Genomic DNA, 17,168 nt, shown 5'->3' on the forward strand with positions numbered 1-17,168 from the left:
CTCCTATTCATTTTTTGCCATTTTGACACCGATTGATCCGGTACCAAGAGGTATTGGTTGTCCAATAATAATATTTTCGATGATACCGGTTAAATCATCTACTTCACCACGAATACTTGCGTTAAGTAAATGTTTACCAGTTTCTTCAAAAGCTGCACGTGCTAAAACACTTGATTTTTCACCACTAATACCATGTCTACCAATAGATTTTACTTCACCCTCGGAAGTCATGATATCTGCAACTAACATAATATGTCTTACATCAACAGTAAGCCCTTGTTCTGAGAGAGTATTATTAGCCTCATTAATAATTGATTGACGAGCTGCTTCAATACCTAAAACATCTTCGATTTCACGAATACTGTTAGTTGTAGTTCTCCTAGCATCAATTCCATCAAAAGATAAAATTTCTTTAAGATTGGATCCTTCAGTGTGAATAACCCATTCTTCATCTTTACGAATAATGACTTTACCAATTTTTTTGACACCACTGATTTGTAAATCACGAACTTTATCTGCTAACAAACGGAGATTACGGATTCTGTGTCTGTCATCCCCATCCTGCTTAGGCTTGATTATTATGAGATTACCATTGATTTCTGGTTTCTCTTTTTTAAAGTCAGCTTCGATTTTTTGAATAATATCCTCTTTGACAAGTCTTCTTTCATCTATTTTTTTATCTGACAATGTAGCTTCAACTTGCATTTCAGCATAATTTAAGTTAAAATCATCAAGAATATCGTTAATAGTACTTTTTCCAATTTTATTTGCTAAAGTCTTAACAAATTCTTCATCATAACGTTTGTCTTCCTCAAAGTAAATATCCATTGTTGGAGTTGCAATGTCTTTTCTTGCATCAACAATCTCAATAAGTCTCGGAAGACCTAATGTTACGTTTAATTCAGTAACCCCTGCATAGTGAAAAGTACGCATAGTCATCTGAGTACCCGGTTCACCAACAGATTGTGCAGCTACTGTTCCAACAGCCTCTCCAGCTTCAACATGAGCTCGGTCATAGGCAGTTTTTAGCTTGTCAACAAGTTTATCTAATTCATCATCAGTTAAATCACGACGAGTATAAGCATTTGCTAAATCTTCAACATAACCTTTAGGGAATTCAATACCTTTATCGAATAGCACATTTAAAACTTTATCGATGACAGATATTTGGCCAATGACAGAGTCCAAATCTTCTTCGGAAAGTTGGTTAGTATTGAATTTGCTGAAAATATTTTTAATATAATAATAATCCAACAATTCAATATCATTTTCCTCTAAAGTTTGTGAAAATTCAACAAAATCCATATTAAATTGATTTAATAAATTACAAATTAAATTAATATTTTTTAATTTAGCGATTATTTCTTCAAATACTTCATCAGTAACATCTATTGAATCATAATCCACTAAAATATTTTTAATATCATAATTTTCTGGAATGCAAATATTACGCTCTTCCAAAGTATTTTGCACTTTTTCAATTAATTCATCCATATTTACACCCCTTATTTACCTACCTGAGATATTTCATTAGATTTTTCTTCTAATTTAATCTCTTCAATGAGTTTGTCTAAGTTTGCTGCTATACCAAAGTCACTTTTAGCCGGATCTACTCCATCGTCACCAAAGATTCTTTGAACAACATTACTTTGATTATCAGTTACAAGTCCGGATGGTTTTACCTGCAAGTCTTGAAGTGCGTTTACAAGTCTTCTTTGCATATAACCTGATTGTGCTGTACGAATCGCAGTATCTACAAGACCTTCTCTTCCCCCCATTGCGTGGAAGAAGAATTCAATTGGGTCAAGTCCAGATTTATAACTTGAATGTACAAATCCTTTCGCTTTTGCCCCTAATTCGTTTCTTTTGAAGTGAGGCAATGTTCTTTCAATGTAACCCCTGTGGATACGTCCACCCCTAACTGCCTGTTGACCTACACAGGAAGTAATCTGAGTCAAGTTCAACATGGATGCCCTAGCACCGGTACGTGCCATGACAACAGAGTGATTGTGTTCCATAGTCAAGTAATCTTCTGCAATTTCACCAGATTTATCCCTAGCTTCCCCGAGAACTTGCATGATTCTCATTTCCAAAGTTTCTTCTAAACTTCTACCCGGCAAAGCATCAAGAATACCTTCATTATATGCATCAATTAATCTATCTACTTTTTCTTCAGATTTTTGTAAATGCTCATTAATCCTTGCTTGAGCTTCTTCAGGAATTTCTTCATCGTTTAGACTGGTGGTGATACCAGTTACCATGATTCCACAGATAGCTAAGTCAGTTGATCTGTCTAAGAATTCTTTAGCTCTTCCAGGACCATATTCTTTAACTATTTTATCCAAAATTTGACCAGACATGGATCCATATGCTTTTTCATCGATTACTCCATGTTTTAAGATACCATTTTCAATCATAACATAAGCATCAATAGGACATAATTTATCATAATCGACAACTGATGGGTCAGGTGCCTCTCTTAAAATTTTGTCACATTGACCACATTTAGTACAAATTTCAGCTTTATAAGTTAAGTTTAAGTTATTTGGTAAGAGTAATGAGAATAACTCTTTACCAGTCCACTCATCACCATTATTTTTAATTATAAGTGAATCAGAGTTATCTTCAGCATCTGATGAATATTTAGCAGCGATTTCATCAGCAATACGTTTCTTTGCAATGTTTTTAATGGTTTCTTTTTCTTCATCATCCCATTTGTTTGCTTTGAGACGTTTAGCTATTTCATCTTCAGTTAAATCTAAAGTGTTAAGATAAACTTCCTTATCTGCTTTAGTTCCACGGACATTTTTAGTCTTTTTAGCAATTTCTCTTTCAATTTCCGGGCTTTCTTGAGATTCCGCTTTTAAAATCCATTTTTCCCCATCGTTTTGAGGTATTGGTAAATGTGATTTACGAACAATTTGCAATGCTTGTTCTTCAGTGAATTTCATTGTTTTTCTTGTTAACAGATATGCTCCAGAAATGTGGTCGTGAATTGCACCGATAATTGGTCCACCGAACCTTGGAGATAAAATGTGCTCTTGTACACGCATTAATGATTTTGCTTCTGCACGGGATTCATCAGTTTGGAAAACGTGCATGTTCATTTCGTCTCCATCGAAGTCTGCATTGTATGGAGGACATACACATAAGTTTAACCTGAAAGTTTTGTAAGGCAATACCCTTACTTCGTGTGCCATCATACTCATTCTGTGAAGAGAAGGTTGACGATTGAATAAAACCATATCTCCATCTTTCAAATGTCTTTCTACAATATCACCAGGTTTTAAATTCTCAAGGATAAATTCTTTTGTATCCTCATTGATTTTCCTTCTGTTTCCTGATTCGGTAATCATATAATTAGCACCAGGGTGTACATCAGGACCGTTTTCAATATATGTTTTGATTTCATCGATGTTCCAGTCATTTACATAAGCAGGTACGGTTACCTCTTTTGCAATCATTTCAGGAACACCAACTTCATTAATACTGATATTTGGATCAGGAGAAATTACAGTACGTGCTGAAAAGTTTACACGTTTACCAGAAAGGTTTGATCTGAATCTTCCTTCTTTTCCTTTTAACCTTTGAGTTAAGGTTTTTAATGGTCTGCCTGACCTATGTTTGGATGGTGGAACACCACTAGCCTCATTATCAAAGTAAGTGGTAACATGATATTGTAATAAATCCCATAAATCTTCAACAATTAATTGTGGAGCACCCGCTTCCATATTTTCAACTAATCTTTGATTAATACGTAAAATATCTACAAGCTTGTGAGTCAAGTCATCTTCTGAACGTTCACCAGTATCCAAAGTAATAGAAGGTCTAACAGTTACTGGAGGAACAGGTAAAACAGTTAAAACTAACCATTCAGGTCTAGCAACTTCAGGATTGATACCTAATACATATATATCTTCATCATTGATTCTTTCGAGCCTTTCCCTGATTTCAGAAGCGGTTAACTTATATTCACCTTGGCTGATAGTAGTAGGCTTATCCAAAACAATGGATTCCTGAACAAGATCTTGAATATATGCTTTGATATAATCTCTGATACGTCTTTTAAATTCGTTGCTGAATTTCTTATCAGATTTTAATTCTTGTTCTTCAACTAATTTAGCCCTTTCTTCTTCTAATTTTTCAACTTCTTCACTGCTAATATCTTCAGCAAGTTTTTTATCGATTTTTTCTATTTTTTTAGTGTATTCGTCATCGATATTTGCACGGATATTTTCTTTGATGGATTCAATATCCGCAGTATTTTTTGTTTCGATTATATCATAGCTTGCTTCGATATCTTCCAAAGATTGGTTTTTCCTACAATGAGGACAAAGCTGTTTTGGGTCGATGTACTTGAATGAATGTTTCTCTTCAGTTTCATCCCTTTCCATATATGCTTCAGCATAAAGTTGGTTCAAAATATTCAACAAAATATCCTGTCTATCTGCATCATCATACTCATCATCCTTTTCAGGATAGATTTCACTCATGATTTTATCAACAAGATCATTTTGTTTGTTTTCATTCATTTCAACTTTTTTAGCTTCATTTTGAATCTTTTTTAAGATATCCTCCAAGTTTTCTTTATGATTTACTGCATCAGCAAGTTTTTCCCTGTAGTCATCTAAAACATCCTCAGGCAAGAGAACACGACCACAGTGATTACAAGTAGAACGTAAAATCTTGTGAATAATATCTCCAAAACCAACATGAAGAACAGGTCTTGCAAGTTCAATACTACCAAAGTGTCCTTGACAATCCCCACCTCTGACACCACAAGTGTGACATCTTAAAGAAGGATCTAAAACACCTAAACGAGGATCCATTAAACCATTTTCAATTGGATAACCATCAGAGTCATAAGTATCTGGAGTTTCTACACGAACAACAGACATTTTACGAATATCTTCTGGAGACATTAATCCAAAGTTAATTCTTTCAATTTTTTTGATAAATTCTTTCAATGTACCGGCTCCTTCAAATTATGCTTTGTCTCCTAAAACTAATTTAGGGAAGATACATAAACTTTTAAGTTCGTCTAATAATAATTTAAATGCGTATGATATTTCGACTGGATAAGTTTCTACATCTCCACAAATAGGACAATATTTTTTATTTCTATTTTTATCTTCAACAGCTAACATTCCACAATTTTCACAAACAATTGCTTCATATTTATCGGATTCATCTAAAAGTCTTTCTTTTAAGGTTAAAGCAGCACCATGAGCAATAAGACAATCTCTTTCCATTTCTCCAAACCTTAAACCTCCTTCACGAGCCCTACCTTCAGTAGGCTGACGTGTAAGAACTTGTACTGGACCTCTAGAACGAGCATAAACTTTATCAGTTGTCATGTGGTGTAATTTTTGATAATATGCTACTCCAACGAAGATTTCAGCTTCAATTCTTTCACCAGTTACACCATTGTATAATGATTCACAACCTGCAGATTCAAATCCATGATTTAAAAGATGTTGTTTGATAGTTTTTTCAAGTTCTACATTGAATGGAGTACCGTCAACACGTTCTCCTTCAAGACAACCAGCTTTACCTGCAACCATCTCAAGCACCTGACCTACAGACATCCTTGAAGGAATAGCGTGTGGATTAACAATTAAATCCGGAACAACACCGAATTCTGTGAAAGGAACATCTTCAGGAGATAAGATTAAACCAATAACCCCTTTCTGACCGTGTCTTGATGCAAATTTATCACCAAATTCAGGTTGCCTGGTATCCCTTACCCTAATTTTAGCTAGTCTGGAACCTTCAATAGTTTCAGTTAATAAAACAGCATCAACAATACCTTTTTCACCATGACGTACAGTAACAGAAGTTTCTCTTCTTTTTTCTGCAGCACTGGCTAATTCATCAAATTCCCCTAAAAATCTTGGAGGTGAAGTTTTACCAATTAACACATCACCAGATTCAACATAGGATTCAGGATTTACAACACCAAATTCATCCAAGTGTCTGTATGCTTCTTCAGAGCGGTATCCTTTAATGTTTTTATCAGGAACTTCGAAATTATCCTCTTGACCACCAGGATATCTTTTTTCTGAAGTATCATAAGATCTGAAAAATGAAGATCTGCCTAATCCCCTTTCAAGAGAACCTTTGTTTATAACCATTGCATCCTCCATGTTATATCCTTCATAAGACATTAATGCAACAACAAAGTTTTGACCTGATGGTCTTAAATCATAGTTAGTTGAGTCAATGATACGTGTTTTTACGATAGGGGTTTGAGGATGATGCAATAAATGAGCCCTAGTGTCAGTACGGAATGCATAATTAGATACATATAAACCTAAAGCCTGTTTTGTCATACCTGCTTCCATAGTGTTCCTTGGAGAGGAATTATGGTCTGAAAATGGAATGATACCTGCACAAATTCCCAACATAGTAGCAGGGTCAATTTCCAAATGAGTATGTTCAGCATTTAATTCATTTAATCTCATAGCAATGTAAGAGTTTTCCTCTTCTTCCGCATCCAAATATTCAATTAAACCTTTTTCTATTAAGTCATCCCATTTTAACTTGCCGTTAGCAACTTTATTAAGATGATCTTCAGTGAGAAGAGGTTGACCTTCTTTAACAATGATTAAAGGCCTTCTAGCCCTACCTGGATCATTGAAGATATAAATCTCATTATTATCTTCATAATAAGTAATATTCATTTCATGAGAAATTTGACCATTTCTTCTTTTTTCTCTCATTTGTTGAGTAAACTCTTTAGGATTATCACAAGTTCCGAAAAGTTCACCATTTATGTAAATTTTTGTTTTAATAAATTGAGTAACTGGAGCTTCAACAACAACTTCATTATCAATAACTTCTTCGCTTAAAGCAATTTCCATTGATTCTGTATCTTCATTCATAGTGACATCCTCAGATTCTTCTTCAACTTCATTTGGAGATTCCATGTTTTCAAATACTTCATGGAATGCTTTGTTAAGTCTGGTATTTTTACCTAATTTTTTATGGGATTTGAAAAAGTTTTCAATGACCTCTTTGTGGAAATTGATTTCTGACATTTTCTCTTCATCGCCGCCATTATCCGGATGATGTTCTTTAACTAATTCTTCAAAGGCATCCCTAATTTTTTTACGAGTAACAATACTATCATATCCAAAAAATTTATAAGCATTAATTACATCTTTATCAGTATATTTAGTCAACATTTCACCTCCTTAAATCAATTCAACATCCATAGTTTCAATAATATCTTTTATTTCTTGTTCATCAGAACCTTCTGAAATATTACACATTAAAGCTAAATTCTTTACTAAACCACAATTTGGTCCCTCAGGAGTCTCATTCGGACAAATTTTACCAAATTGAGTTGGATGCAAATCTCTTGCTTCAAAGTGAGGTTGACTTCTTGTTAATGGTGATACAACACGTCTTAAATGAGAAAGTGTACCCATATAACTAGTCCTATCTAAAAGTTGGCTTACACCAGCTCTTCCACCAACCCAATTACCCGTAGCAATCGCATGTTTAATGTTTTCAGTTAAAACATCACTACGAACTGCCTGTTTAATAGAAAGCTCTTTTCCTCGGGAAATACTTCTTTCAAGTTGGTAACTCATATCTCTTGTTAAATTAGTGAAAGCAACTCTGAATAAATCTTCCATTAAATCTCCAGAAACTCTAAGTCTTTTATTAGTATAGTGGTCCTTATCGTGAGGTTCTCTTTGATCGTGAATGACTTCAAGCAACATTTCAGTCATTTCTGCTAAATAAGTAGCTTTATCTGCACGTTTTTCTTCACTATCCCCTAAATGAGGTAATAAATAACGATCAATTACTTCTTCAGCACGTTGAATACGATAATCCTCAGACATTTTAAAAGCAACACGGTTTCCAATATATTTAATAGCAGATGTAGTTAAATAATCATTCCTCTCTTCAATAGTTAATCCTTCCATTTCTTCAGGATCTATTTTGAGAGCTTCTTCAGATACTTTAATATCGTCTGCAATAATCATTTGGAAATTATTATTGGATTCTGAAATTTTTGTAATAATTTGTTCATCAGTGGACAAACCTAAAGCCCTTAATAAAATAACAAGTGGTATTTCACCAGGAACATAAGGGAAAGATACTCTTAAAAATGCTTTATTTTTACGTGGCTTCTTATATTCTAGAGTGATTCTAGCTCTAAAACCACTTCTAATTGAAGTTACAACAGCTTTAGCATGTCTATCTTCAATTTCTTTAACACGTTCAAGAATAACCTTATTAGGTGCAATTTCTTCCATAGTTACAACAGCCCTTTCAGAACCATTAACTATAAAGTAACCACCTAAATCCTGCGGATCTTCATTATGCTCTAACAACTCTTCAGCAGAAAGACCATTGAGATAGCAGTAATCAGATTTTAACATTACAGGCAATTCTCCAATGTAAACCTCTTCCAAAGGATTTTCTTCATCATCCTTATTTAATGCCATTTCAAGATACATATGTGCAGAATAGTTTAAATTTCTAAGTCTAGCATCTGTAGGATAAATATCACTGTTAGAACCATCTGCTTCACGAGTAAATGGTTTTTTAATTTTAACTTCTCCAGTTTTTACAGTATATTTAACCTTCTTTAATTCACCAGTCTCATCATCAGTCTCATCGTTTTCAATAACGATAGGTTCACTAATGTCAATAATTTTCTGAATTCTATTATTCACAAAATCATTGTATGATTTAATATGGTGATCAACTAAATCATATTTGTCAAAAAATGCATCAACTAACTTCCAGTTATTATCTGTCATTGACTTCCTCCAGCATTATATAAACAAAATAAAATAAATTAAACAATAAAAATAAATACAAATGAAAATATCATTTTTTAAATCATTATTCTTAATTTACTCCCAACTATCTAATTATAAGATAATTCATCTCAAACTAATTTATAATGAATTTCTAAAAAAACAAAAAATGCAGAAATTAAACAATATAAACTTACTCTAAAATTATATTAATTATCTAACCTTCAATAATAATTCTATATGAAATAAATTCACCAGCAGTTTTACTATTACGAGTAATCTTTAAAACATCCCCTGCAGAAATATTGTGACTTTTAGCAAGTTCTTTAACTACAGGATCATTAATTTTAATTTTTGGAAGGTCATTAATATCAAAATCAGAATTCTGTTGTAACAATTCTTTTTCAGATTCTGAAATAACTTCATGCTTTGGTACTAAATCATGTTGTTGAATATCTATTTTCAAATTTTTTCCTCCAGCTAGAAAAGTTAAATATAAAATTAGAACGGGCCCGACGGGAATTGAACCCGCGGCCGCTTGGTTAAAAGCCAAGCGCTCTGCCAGACTGAGCTACGGGCCCTAAAAAACATATAAAATTTAAGCGCCTTGGCCGGGATTTGAACCCGAGTCGCGGGCTCGACAGGCCCGCATGATAGCCCCTACACCACCAAGGCACAGAACTTAAATTTAGTGTACATAAGAATACACTATTAATTAATTATGAATGTCATCATATATAAATGTTTTGAAAAAATATAGTATTTTTAAAAAAATTCATATGACATTAACAAAATAATTGAAATCCCGCCTGCCGGACTTGAACCAGCAACATTTGGATCTACAGTCCAACGCTCTGCCAAATTGAGCTAAGGCGGGACAAGAATGGGACCGCCCGGATTTGAACCGGAGTCTCAGGCTCCCAAAGCCCAAAGGATCGACCAAGCTACCCTACGGTCCCAACAACATACAACATATTATAATATACATTTCATTCTATATAAAGTTATCTAATAATATATCTAAAAATGTAGAATGAGCCCCGGGCGGGAATTGAACCCGCGACCACCAGATTACAAGTCTGGCGCTCTACCAGGCTGAGCCACCGAGGCACAAATGTGAGTATTTAATGTAACATAACATTATTTATTAATTATTGTTTAAATACTTTTCGTAAAACAAACCAATTAAAGAAAAATTTTTAAATATAAGATAATTTATAATTAATAATCATGATAAATAATGAAAATGAAATTCTAAAAAAAATACCGGATACATTAAATAAATTTAAAACCACAACACCATTAACCCAATGTATCACGAACTTTGTTACTGTAAATGATTGTGCAAATGCAATTTTAGCATTAGGTGGATCTCCAATAATGGCAGACGACCCCCAAGAAGTAGAAGAAATTGTTAATATCGCAAATGCATTGGTAATAAATATTGGAACAGTAAGAAAAGAACAAATTGAAGCAATGAAATTAAGTTCTGCTCAAGCTAACAAAACCAATACCCCAATCACAATAGATCCAGTAGGAGTTGGAATAAGCAAAGTTAGAAATGACACAACATTAGACTTAATTGAAAACTATGATGTTGCTGCAATTCGTGGAAATATCACTGAAATAAAAACAATATCTAAATTAATCAATATTATTGATGATACAAATACTGCAAAGGGCGTAGATGTCTGTGATGATGACGTCATAACTGAAGAAAACTTAAAATTAAATGGTGAAATTATTGCTAAAACTGCTGAAAAGTTAAATACGGTAATCTTAGCAAGTGGACCAATAGATATATTAAGTGATGGAAAAACAACCATAGCAATTTATGGTGGAGATGAAATGATGCCACTAATAACAGGTAGTGGATGTATGTTATCATCACTTGTTGGAAGTTGTGCGGGTGCTGTTGACCCATTTAATGGAACTTTGCTTGCTATTCTTGCAATGAACAAAGCAGGTGAAAAGGCAAGAGCAAAAGTTGATGAAAATAATTTAGGAACCGGATCTTTTAGAACATTTTTAATTGATGCTTTATACCAAACAGATGCTGAAGAACTGGTAAACGAATCAAAAATCAGGATATTATGAATAATATAGACTTATCCCTTTATCTAGTAACCGATAATAGTGACGATGAAGAAAAATTTTTAAAAACAATAGAAGAAGCAATTAATGGTGGAGTTACTGTAGTCCAAATAAGAGAAAAAACTGCAGACACTTTAGATTTTTATAATTTAGCATTAAAAGTTAAAGAGATTACAACAAAATATAATGTTCCATTAATAATTAATGACCGTGTTGATGTGGCATTGGCTGTTGATGCTGATGGGGTTCATGTAGGCCAAAGCGACATGCCCTGTGACATTACACGCGAATTGATAGGTGAAAATAAAATATTAGGAGTATCCGCTGCAACCATTGATGAGGCAAAAAAAGCTGAAAAAGATGGTGCCGATTATATTGGAACCGGAGCAGTTTTTCCAACATCAACCAAAGATGATGCCCCAAGCATTACAAAAAAAGATTTAAAAAATATTGTGGATTCCATAAACATTCCTGTTGTAGCAATTGGTGGAATAAATATAGAAAATGCAAACGAATTAAAAAATACAGGGATTTCAGGATTATCTGTAGTTAGTGCAATAATGAGCGCAGACAATCCTAAAAAAGCTTCTGAAAAGCTATTAAATATTTTTAATAGCTAATCTTTACTTTTTTTTAAAGCTTCAACAGCAGCCAGTTCTTTACCAGCCAACATACTAATACAAGCTCCACCGCCACTACTTACATGACTCATTTGGTCTTCACAACCAAGACCTGCAGTAGCTGCAGCAATATGACCACCACCAATCAATGAAAAACCTTCAGAATTAGCAATAGCATTAATTAAATCTTCAGTACCCATTGCAAAGTTAGGGTCTTCAAATACACCTGCAGGACCATTTGCAAATATTGTTTTAGCTTTTCTTATTTCTCCAGCATAATAATTTATTGTTTTGACACCAATGTCGAAAATGGATTCATTAGGAATTTCTTCAAAGTCTATATCTACTCTTTCGCCATCCCTATCAACAGCAATATCAATAGGATACTTAACTTTATCACCAAATCTTTCAATTAATTCTTTGGACTTGGCAACCATATCCTCATATCCACGACTTGCAATAAAATCACGATTAACTTGTCCAATATCAACACCTGCTGCCCACATAACAATATTTGCTACAATACCTGTTGTCAATATTGAATCAGCAGTTCCATTGCTCAATACATTTTCCATAACATCAATGGAATCATCAGGTTTCATTCCACCAAGCAAAAATACACATGGGTGTTGTACATTATCTAATGCATCCTGAATTACTGTCAATTCTTTTTCCATGACACGACCTGCGGCAGATGGTGTATTAACTGTAAAACCAACCAAAGATGCTTGTGAACGGTGTGCTGCTGCAAATGCATCATTGACAAAATAATCAATCAATGGAGATAATTCCCTTACCAAAATAGTTTTGGATTGTTCTTCAGGGCTCCTTGAAAGTGATTCTTCAGAAAAAAACCTTACATTTTCAAGTAAAAGAATATCATGTGCTTTTAAATTCTTAATAGCTTCTTTGGCGGAAGCTGAAAATATAGAATCAACATAATTAACTCTCAAATTCAAAATATCTGCTAAAGCATCAGCATGTTGAGACAATGTAGTGAAATCCTTTTTACCAGGACGACTTTGGTGAGCAAGAATTACTACACGAGCTCCCTTATTAGACAATTCTCTTATAGTTTGTGCATGTAATTTCAATCTTGTATCATCTAAAATAATTCCAGAACTTGGATCTACTGGAGAATTTACATCAATACGTACAAGAACAGTTTTATCTTCAATGTCAAAATCATCTATTGTATTAAATTTCCCAGACATACTCCCACTCATTTATATTTTACTTACGAGGTCTAATAAAGCATCTTTTGGACTTTCAGCCTTTATAATTCCAGAAGCAAGCAATACCCCATCAGCACCTAAATCCATAGCTGCTTTCATATCATCACCATTAGTGATTCCTGCACCACATAAAACTTTAACATCTTTATTAATAGATTTTACACCATTAACGCTATCTTCTACAACTTCAGGCTGTGCTTGTGAAACAGGAATACCAGTACCAATAAGTTCTGGTGGTTCAACAGCAACTGCATCAGGATTTAAACTTGCAACAGCTTTACTGGTTGCAATATTATTGGTACAAACACATGATTCAATTTCATGCTGTTTGCATAATCGAATAACTTCATCAATGCCTGCAAGTTGCATTCTTTTTTCAGAATGATTGATTAAAGAACCTGAAACTCCAGCTTCAACCAAAGTTTCAATTAAGTTACCTCCAGTATGTCCACCAGGAGTAATTGAATCAATATGTTGAGCGAAAATAGGTAAAGATGTTTCTTCAGAAATTCTATAAATATCTGCAGCTTGAGGAACAGCAACCATTGGGATTCCAGACTCTGCAGAAGCACTCTCTAAATCACGTGCGAGATTTAAAGCATTCAATCCACTTGATTCTAAATAAGTTTTATAATTTAATATCACTATTGGTGTATTCATAATATCCCCATATACTAACTTATTACTATATATGTTTGAATAACATTATTAAAAAGACTTATGATTAGAAATTCTTGTGAATATGTGGACTATCTTAAAAAAAAATATCAGTTGATTAATTGATTTTATTCACATGAAACCTAAAAATTGCTTTTTAATATATATGTAAATAATTCTGGTCAAAAATGGATTTGAATGAAATTAATTTAAATTAATTCATTGAATCAATAATGTAAATACCAAAAAATCATTAAATTTTAAAAATAGCCTAAAATACTAATACTAAAAAAACTAAAAATAATTGTGATTTTATGTCATTTAATACAAGTCAACAAGAAAAATTAGAAAAAAGTGGATACCGATTCGTAGGAACTCATGGTCATGCAGCAGTTAAAACCTGCCATTGGACTCGCCAAAGTATTGTAGATAAAGGAGTTTGCTATAAAGAAAAATTCTATGGAATTGAGTCACATAGATGTTTGCAGATGTCACCTGCTGTTCCTAATTGCCAGCAAGAATGCGAGTTTTGTTGGAGAGACTTAACCTACACTCAGACAGAATGGGAAGATGACGAATATGATGATCCAAAAACAATAGTTGATGGAGCAATTGAAGCACAAAATAATTTATTGTGCGGATATTATGGGAATGACAAAGCAAATTCAAAAAAACTTGAAGAAATAAAAAAACCAACCAATGCTGCAATTTCACTGGCTGGTGAACCTACACTTTATCCTAAAATTGATGAGTTAATTGGTGAATTTAACAAAAGAGATTTTACAACATTTGTAGTGAGTAACGGTCAATGTGTTGATAGATTAAGAAATCTGGAAAATGATCCGTACCAATTATATCTCTCCTTGGATGCACCTACAAGTAAAATTTATGATGCTGTCTGTAGACCTAGAATAAGTAATGCTTGGGACAATTTAAATGAATCACTTGAAACACTTTCAAGTTTTAACTCACGTACATGTATAAGAAATACATGTGTTAAGGGAAGAAATATGGTTAATCCTGAAAAATATGCACAATTAATTGATAAGGCAAATCCGGATTTTGTTGAAGTGAAAGCATATATGTGTGTTGGTTCATCACGTCAAAGACTAACATTAGATAACATGCCGACATTTGATGAAGTAAAAGACTTCGCTCAAAAAATTGGAGATAACTGCGGTAGAGAAATATCTAATGAATCAGAAGTCAGTCGTGTTGTACTTTTAGAATAAATACATCTATTTTAAAAAAATTAAGGATTAACTGCCTCATCAGCAGCACCCATCGTAACCTTGATGCTATCGGAAAAATTAATTTCTGAAATTTTTTTAGATGACTCTGATTTTCCAATGTAATATGCCTGAGCAAAATTCATAGTAACAAAAATAACATCTTTAAAATCTAAAATAAATTCTTTTTCAGGTATTTTATTTAAAATATCAATTAATTCATTAGCTATATCATTTGATTCCAAATGTGTGCCAAATTCTGCACCAATATTAATAAGCATTATTTCACCTCTTATATAATATATAGTTCATTATTTATTAATTATTTCAAATATTTCATCATATTGAACTTGTCCATATCACATTTATATTTCTATAAAATAACATTCAAATGACCTTTACAATTATAGTATTTGAATTTTTAAGTTCTATCAAAATACTTTCAGCCATTTTATAATTACTTTCCATTAATAAGTTTCTAATCCTGAATTCAACTTCATGAGGATGCATGAACCACTTATTTTTTATATAATATATTATTATAAAATTTATAAAATTTTTTCAATGCCGTCAACCTAATTTTTTCTAATTTGTCTTATTTTAGTTATTATTAATATATTATTAATTTATTGTCTTTATATGGTGTTTATTTTTTTTTATTTTTAAAATAAGTTTGTTTTTAACTAGTATACTTCATTTAAATGAATATTTATGCTCCATTATTATTTAAACTTTACTATTAAAATCCGATTTAATCAAAGGGCCTTTTATTTTGCTCGTACTATCATGTAATCATGTTGATTTTCAATCGAGTGATATTCATGAATTTGTTAATTTATAGTATAGTAATTTGATTTTAAAAACAGTATTGAAGCACTATGGATAGTTTTATTAAGGATTGAGGGTATATTATATATTATGCGAGAAAATAACAAACCCTCAATACTATATTGGGGTAACAAATTAATTAATCTTTCTATTTTTTGCGAAAAAATAGAATTTTTGAAAGTTGCTGTAAAATGTTTAAAAAATGAAATAAACAGTATTTTTAATGTTTTTTCATCCCAGTATGGTGTTGTGATGCTTCATGTTTTCTTATTTTAAATCAGCAATTGATAATATTGTAAAACCAGCATCATTCTTTGTAATTGATGAAAAAAGATTTACAAGAGATAGTAAATTTTCATTCAAAGATTATGTGACTTTCTTTTGCGTAAACAAAGGCACTTCCAATCAAGCAGATCTTGAAGATTTCATCGAAGATGATTTCACCAACAATCTAGAAACAATAACAAGACAAGCACTATCCAAACAAAGAGTATTCATAAATCCACTAGTATTTAAAGAAATAAGTAAAGAATATTTACGTTTAATTGGTTATAATAGAAATAATCACTTTTTTAAGGAATACAAAGGTTTTCGTTTGTATGGTGGTGACGGATCTGATTTTGAAATTCCTGATTTTGAAGAAGTGCGAAGAGATTTTGGAATCAAAGACACACCAAAATACAGAAAACCTGCAATAGCCAAATTTTCATCAATAATGGACTTATTAAACGGATTTATACTCGATGGAATCATAGGAAACTACAAACAAGCAGAATTACCACTCATGCACCAAAATCTTGACAACATTCAAGACTTAATAATCCCAGAAAAATCAATTTTCATATTTGACAGAGGATACAATGCCATGGAACTATACGCACACATAATGTCCATAAATAGTTATTTTATAGTCAGATTAAAGGATAAAAGCTACATAGACGAACGGTACACAATTAAAGAAAACGACTCCGAAATCAAAATCAAACTAACCAAAGACAGAATAAAAAAATTCCACAACCCCTCATTAAAAGAAGAATATGGAAAAGAAGAACATCTAAATCTAAGAATACTAACCATTGAACTAGATAATGGAAAAACAGAAACATTATTAACAAACATTTTCAATAAAGAGTTCCAAATCGAAGATTTTAAAGAACTCTATAATTTACGCTGGGGAATCGAAACCAACTACAATACAATGAAAAACAGACTAAACATCGAAAATTACAGCGGCAAAAAAAGAATAACAATAGAACAAGACATATATTCAAAATTCCTAAAATATAACGTCTTTCAACATTACGAAAACTACTTCAACCTACTAATAAACAGAACGCAACGACAAAAAGGAAAACTTGGACTCTTCAAGGTAAATCAAGCACACTTAATTCGAAAATTAAAAAAATATTTGCCTATAATGATTTTAAACCCAACACCAGAAATAATACGAACTTACACAAAAAATCTGATAATTTCCTGCACGAAATCCCCAAACAAATCCACGAAAAAACAGACAACAAAAAGAAACCCTAAAAAACAGAGAAAATTCAATCTGAACTACAGACCAACATAAAAGGAAAAAAATATGAAATTAAAAATTAGGTTGACGGCATTGAAAATTTTTTAATAAGATATATGATAATTAATCAATTTATATCAAAAGTTGAATGAATGTTAAAATTAAAATTTTACAAAGATCACCGCATTATATTAAGAAACTGATAA

12 protein-coding genes and 5 tRNA genes are annotated in these 17,168 nt (G+C 32.3%); 4 read left to right on the forward strand and 13 right to left on the reverse strand.

Annotation, left to right across the window (positions count from 1 at the left end):
* Positions 1 to 3 precede the first annotated feature (3 nt).
* From rpoA2 to SM9_RS09180, 10 genes are all read right to left on the reverse strand, one after another.
* Complete coding sequence (rpoA2, locus tag SM9_RS09130) at positions 4 to 1,392, reverse strand: DNA-directed RNA polymerase subunit A'' (RefSeq protein ID WP_394326124.1); 1,389 nt, start codon at positions 1,390 to 1,392, stop codon at positions 4 to 6.
* Positions 1,393 to 1,505: 113 nt separating this feature from the next.
* On the reverse strand, positions 1,506 to 4,922 hold the full coding sequence (locus SM9_RS11755; RefSeq protein WP_083495929.1) for a DNA-directed RNA polymerase subunit A': 3,417 nt from the start codon (positions 4,920 to 4,922) through the stop codon (positions 1,506 to 1,508).
* A 63-nt stretch (positions 4,923 to 4,985) separates the two neighbouring features.
* A complete protein-coding gene (gene rpoB, locus SM9_RS09145) occupies positions 4,986 to 7,187 on the reverse strand; it encodes a DNA-directed RNA polymerase subunit B (protein WP_232299121.1) in 2,202 nt (733 codons plus the stop codon).
* Positions 7,188 to 7,196: 9 nt separating this feature from the next.
* Positions 7,197 to 8,780 carry a DNA-directed RNA polymerase subunit B'' gene (locus tag SM9_RS09150; RefSeq protein ID WP_058739851.1) on the reverse strand — a complete coding sequence of 528 codons (1,584 nt, stop codon included), beginning with the start codon at positions 8,778 to 8,780 and terminating at the stop codon, positions 7,197 to 7,199.
* A 217-nt stretch (positions 8,781 to 8,997) separates the two neighbouring features.
* Positions 8,998 to 9,246 (reverse strand): DNA-directed RNA polymerase subunit H, encoded by a 249-nt coding sequence (locus SM9_RS09155; RefSeq protein WP_058740347.1) that lies wholly within the window; start codon positions 9,244 to 9,246, stop codon positions 8,998 to 9,000.
* Between the two features lie 41 nt (positions 9,247 to 9,287).
* Positions 9,288 to 9,361: transfer RNA gene (locus SM9_RS09160), tRNA-Lys, on the reverse strand.
* A gap of 22 nt (positions 9,362 to 9,383) precedes the next feature.
* Positions 9,384 to 9,455 (reverse strand) — tRNA-Asp (locus SM9_RS09165).
* Between the two features lie 128 nt (positions 9,456 to 9,583).
* Positions 9,584 to 9,657 (reverse strand) — tRNA-Tyr (locus tag SM9_RS09170).
* A gap of 7 nt (positions 9,658 to 9,664) precedes the next feature.
* Positions 9,665 to 9,739: transfer RNA gene (locus SM9_RS09175), tRNA-Pro, on the reverse strand.
* Between the two features lie 77 nt (positions 9,740 to 9,816).
* Positions 9,817 to 9,890: transfer RNA gene (locus SM9_RS09180), tRNA-Thr, on the reverse strand.
* A 120-nt stretch (positions 9,891 to 10,010) separates the two neighbouring features.
* Here SM9_RS09180 and thiM point away from each other — a divergent pair.
* Both thiM and thiE read left to right on the forward strand, forming a co-directional pair.
* The gene (gene thiM, locus SM9_RS09185) at positions 10,011 to 10,877 is read left to right on the forward strand and encodes a hydroxyethylthiazole kinase (protein WP_058739852.1); all 867 of its coding nucleotides are present in this window, start codon (positions 10,011 to 10,013) and stop codon (positions 10,875 to 10,877) included.
* Complete coding sequence (gene thiE / locus SM9_RS09190) at positions 10,874 to 11,494, forward strand: thiamine phosphate synthase (protein ID WP_058739853.1); 621 nt, start codon at positions 10,874 to 10,876, stop codon at positions 11,492 to 11,494. The genes thiM and thiE overlap by 4 nt, the downstream gene beginning before the upstream one ends.
* Here thiE and SM9_RS09195 read toward each other — a convergent pair.
* Both SM9_RS09195 and tpiA read right to left on the reverse strand, forming a co-directional pair.
* Positions 11,491 to 12,708: a phosphoglycerate kinase gene (locus tag SM9_RS09195; RefSeq protein ID WP_058739854.1), complete on the reverse strand. Its 1,218-nt coding sequence runs from the start codon at positions 12,706 to 12,708 to the stop codon at positions 11,491 to 11,493. The two genes, thiE and SM9_RS09195, sit on opposite strands and share 4 nt — an antisense overlap.
* Positions 12,709 to 12,720: 12 nt before the next feature.
* Complete coding sequence (gene tpiA / locus SM9_RS09200; protein ID WP_058739855.1) at positions 12,721 to 13,389, reverse strand: triose-phosphate isomerase; 669 nt, start codon at positions 13,387 to 13,389, stop codon at positions 12,721 to 12,723.
* Positions 13,390 to 13,700: 311 nt separating this feature from the next.
* On the opposite strand from tpiA, the gene twy1 reads away from it, so the two are divergent.
* Positions 13,701 to 14,618: a 4-demethylwyosine synthase TYW1 gene (gene twy1 / locus SM9_RS09205; protein ID WP_058739856.1), complete on the forward strand. Its 918-nt coding sequence runs from the start codon at positions 13,701 to 13,703 to the stop codon at positions 14,616 to 14,618.
* Between the two features lie 20 nt (positions 14,619 to 14,638).
* On the opposite strand, the gene SM9_RS09210 is transcribed toward twy1, so the two are convergent.
* A complete protein-coding gene (locus tag SM9_RS09210; RefSeq protein WP_058739857.1) occupies positions 14,639 to 14,896 on the reverse strand; it encodes a hypothetical protein in 258 nt (85 codons plus the stop codon).
* Positions 14,897 to 15,702: 806 nt separating this feature from the next.
* On the opposite strand from SM9_RS09210, the gene SM9_RS09220 reads away from it, so the two are divergent.
* Entirely contained in the window at positions 15,703 to 17,016 is a 1,314-nt protein-coding gene (locus tag SM9_RS09220; RefSeq protein WP_058739858.1) for an IS4 family transposase, read from the forward strand.
* Positions 17,017 to 17,168: the final 152 nt, after the last annotated feature.

The organism is Methanobrevibacter millerae, assembly GCF_001477655.1.
Taxonomy (GTDB): Archaea; Methanobacteriota; Methanobacteria; order Methanobacteriales; family Methanobacteriaceae; genus Methanocatella; species Methanocatella millerae_A.

Bases quoted from the DNA above. Each gene is read 5' to 3' on its own strand.
- SM9_RS11755 (WP_083495929.1), bottom strand. From the start codon at position 4,922: ATGTCTCCAGAAGATATTCGTAAAATGTCTGTTGTTCGTGTAGAAACT.
- rpoB (WP_232299121.1), bottom strand. From the start codon at position 7,187: ATGTTGACTAAATATACTGATAAAGATGTAATTAATGCTTATAAATTT.
- SM9_RS09150 (WP_058739851.1), bottom strand. From the start codon at position 8,780: ATGACAGATAATAACTGGAAGTTAGTTGATGCATTTTTTGACAAATAT.
- thiM (WP_058739852.1), top strand. From the start codon at position 10,011: ATGATAAATAATGAAAATGAAATTCTAAAAAAAATACCGGATACATTA.
- thiE (WP_058739853.1), top strand. From the start codon at position 10,874: ATGAATAATATAGACTTATCCCTTTATCTAGTAACCGATAATAGTGAC.
- SM9_RS09195 (WP_058739854.1), bottom strand. From the start codon at position 12,708: ATGTCTGGGAAATTTAATACAATAGATGATTTTGACATTGAAGATAAA.
- tpiA (WP_058739855.1), bottom strand. From the start codon at position 13,389: ATGAATACACCAATAGTGATATTAAATTATAAAACTTATTTAGAATCA.
- twy1 (WP_058739856.1), top strand. From the start codon at position 13,701: ATGTCATTTAATACAAGTCAACAAGAAAAATTAGAAAAAAGTGGATAC.
- SM9_RS09210 (WP_058739857.1), bottom strand. From the start codon at position 14,896: ATGCTTATTAATATTGGTGCAGAATTTGGCACACATTTGGAATCAAAT.
- SM9_RS09220 (WP_058739858.1), top strand. From the start codon at position 15,703: ATGTTTTCTTATTTTAAATCAGCAATTGATAATATTGTAAAACCAGCA.